The sequence below is a fragment of the Anoxybacillus sp. LAT27 genome (assembly GCF_022030075.1).
Taxonomy (GTDB): domain Bacteria; phylum Bacillota; class Bacilli; order Bacillales; family Anoxybacillaceae; genus Anoxybacillus; species Anoxybacillus kestanbolensis.
On the sequence record NZ_JAIWYK010000198.1, the window covers coordinates 1 to 264 of the forward strand.

Genomic DNA, 264 nt, shown 5'->3' on the forward strand with positions numbered 1-264 from the left:
TGTTTGGCACATTACCAACAGCAATCCGTACAGATTCCTACCTTAATCAACTTGGCTTGTGATGGTGAGCAAGCGGGCGGTATTGTGCTACAGTTGCTACCACGTACCACAGAAGAAGAGTATGAGACGGTGGACAATGACTTGTTCCCCCGCTTAAAAATCTTAACCAAGACGTTAAAAGCTGAAGAGTTAACCACCTTGCCAGCCGATGAAATTTTATATCGATTGTATCATGAAGAAGACGTGGTGACGGCTGAGCCTATG

General features: G+C 45.1%; 1 protein-coding gene. It reads left to right on the forward strand.

Annotated elements, in window-relative coordinates:
- Positions 1-264: Hsp33 family molecular chaperone HslO (locus tag LD028_RS09110; protein WP_237811625.1), on the forward strand; the 264-nt coding region annotated here is incomplete at both ends.